The sequence below is a fragment of the Citreimonas sp. genome (assembly GCF_042096055.1).
GTDB lineage: Bacteria > Pseudomonadota > Alphaproteobacteria > Rhodobacterales > Rhodobacteraceae > Citreimonas.
This window is the reverse complement of sequence record NZ_JBELMH010000029.1, coordinates 1-2,306: the sequence shown is the minus strand read 5'-3', so window position 1 is coordinate 2,306 and position 2,306 is coordinate 1. Positions and strand designations below refer to the sequence as shown.

At 67.2% G+C, this 2,306-nt stretch carries 2 protein-coding genes; both read right to left on the bottom strand.

The window, feature by feature from the left end; all coding sequences use genetic code 11:
- The coding region (locus ACFDTC_RS08465; RefSeq protein ID WP_375258444.1) for a hypothetical protein at positions 1-1,134 on the bottom strand (1,134 nt) is incomplete at its 3' end.
- A gap of 141 nt (positions 1,135-1,275) precedes the next feature.
- The gene (locus tag ACFDTC_RS08460; protein ID WP_375258443.1) at positions 1,276-2,043 is read right to left on the bottom strand and encodes a DDE-type integrase/transposase/recombinase; all 768 of its coding nucleotides are present in this window, start codon (positions 2,041-2,043) and stop codon (positions 1,276-1,278) included.
- Positions 2,044-2,306 lie beyond the last annotated feature (263 nt).

The window sequence follows — 2,306 nt, the reverse complement described above, 5'->3', positions numbered from 1 at the left end:
CGGTCCGATCGGATCGCCCAGCATCAGCCAGGTGCCGGGGCCGACCCCGTACATCGCGAACGCGCGGCAGGCGGCGGGTGCGTAGACGTACTTGTCCCCGAGTTCGAGCAGCGCGGCCTCGGCCTGCCCTGCGCCGTCGGCCAGCCATCGCACGCGGTCGAGTGTGACGCCGCGCCGGGCCGGTTCATGCCGCACCGGCTTGCGGGCGCGCACCAGCAGGACGATCGCAAGAAGCGCCGGCGGACAGAAGTAGACGATCCTGTACGCGATGATCCCGGCGGTCATGGCCTCGATCGGGACGTCCGGCAGCGCGACGAGCAGCATCGCCTCGAACGGACCGACGCCCCCGGGCAGGTTCGCGACATGACCGAGCGTCAGCGCCATCAGGTAGATCGCGACGAAGGTCGGCAGCGACGGCAGCGCCTCGGACGGGAGCAGCACGGCGAGGCACAGGGCGGCGGGCACCGTGTCCGCGAGCGCCAGAACGGTCGCCTTCCACAGCCAGCCCACGTCCGGCGGCCTGAACCTGACAGAGAGAACGCGGATGGATTCCGCCTTCCGGCCGATCGCGACCAGCGTCACGGTCAGGGCCAGCACGATCAGCGCCGCGATCCGCACCAGGCCCGCGTCCATGCCGAAGGCACGTTCTGCCGGAGCGGGGTCGATGCACAGCAGCACGGCGAGGCTCAGCCCGACGCCGGCGAAGAACCCCGCGGTGACGAGGCCCGACAGCGCGGCGATCTGGACGCCCTGCAGCCCGTTGGCCCGGTATATCCGGCCGCGCGCGAGGCTGCCGGTGACGAGGCCGAAGCCCACGACCTGCGCTGCGACCATGCCGACGAACCCGCCCGCGAGCGCCCGCCGCCAAGGCACGTAGAGACCGAGCCGGGAAAGCGCCAGCATGTCGTAGCCGGACAGCGCGAGGTGGCTGACGACGCCCAGGCACAGCGCCAGCGCCACGCTGGACAGGCCGATCGACGCGAAGGCGTCCATGAGATCGTCAGGCGCGATCCCGGCGAAACGGCTGCGCAACAGGGCAAAGCAGGCGCCCGCCACGAGGATTGCCCCGGCGGCCCGCACGAGGACTCCGCGATACGGGAAAAACGGAGGCGTGGTGGCCGAGGAATATGTCATTGCGGACTATGCTTCCCCTGACACCGAAGCGCTTGTCGCTGTTGGCCCGGACATGGCGACGCCTTCGCGTGCGGTCAGGTCGAGGGTTATCGCGATGATTGCCGAGCGTGCGGTGGAAACCCCGTCCGCCCCGTGCAGCCATTAGGAGGCGAACCTTGACGTACCATGAATCTCGTGCGTTGGAGCGCTGCGGATTTGCATCATCCCGTGGGGTCCGAATCGCGTCGCCCGAGAGCTACAGGCGGGTCGGTTCAGCTTGAAGTTGGCGCGGGAGGAGAGGCTGCGATCTGAGTTGAAGTGGTTCGTGACGGAGGCATGGACGTAAGCGAATGTCTGCAGGCTCCGCATGTGTCTGAACCGGAGCATTGCTCGCTCGCGTCGTCGAAATGGCAGGTGGGAGTTCTCCGCTCGATTGTTCGCCCAGCGGCTCGTGTCCTGGCGAAAGCCAGCGCCGATCTCTTTCAACGCCGCGCCGTAGGATCGCAGTTTGTCAGTGACGATCGTCTCCTGCTTCGCGTGCCTGCGCATGGCTTTCTTGAGGAATTTCAACGCGGCCTTCTTATCGCGCCGCCTGGCACCACGACGTCGCCATCGGAGGTCACCGCATCCTTGATCGGAGCCAGCGGATCGCAGCCGTAGGCCAGCGGCGGGTTGCAGCCCAGGTTGGCGCCCGAGCCAGGCCGGGTTCAGCGCCAGCCATCGGGCAACGGCATCCACCAAGGTCATCTGGAAGTTGAACGCGGGCTTGTAGCCGGGGATCCAGTCCTCGCCGAGCCCCTTCAGCACCGCGCTGACGTTCTGGTGCTTGAACTCGACGGACCCCTCGGACCCGTCGTTCAGCAGCGAGAGGAGTGCGCGGCGGTGTTCAGCCTTGCTGTAGCGGCGCCCGGAGATGTCGTCGGCCAGCATCGCGAAGTAATCCGCGACGATCAGGTCGTTCGCTTCATCCGTCTAGGGCCCGTTCGACATTGCGCCAGGCTACGGGCGCGAAGTCTTTTTTTTATCAGAGACTTCCGGCAGGGATTTCGCTGCTGTCGCCGGTCTCATGCGCCGGCGCCACGGCGGCCGCCACGGAGCGGTCCTTCTGACCGCTCTGCGCCTTCGTTTCGGTCTCCGCCACCGGATTATCTAGCGAAAGCGGCGACCCCACGAACCCGGCAACCCATTGTAAA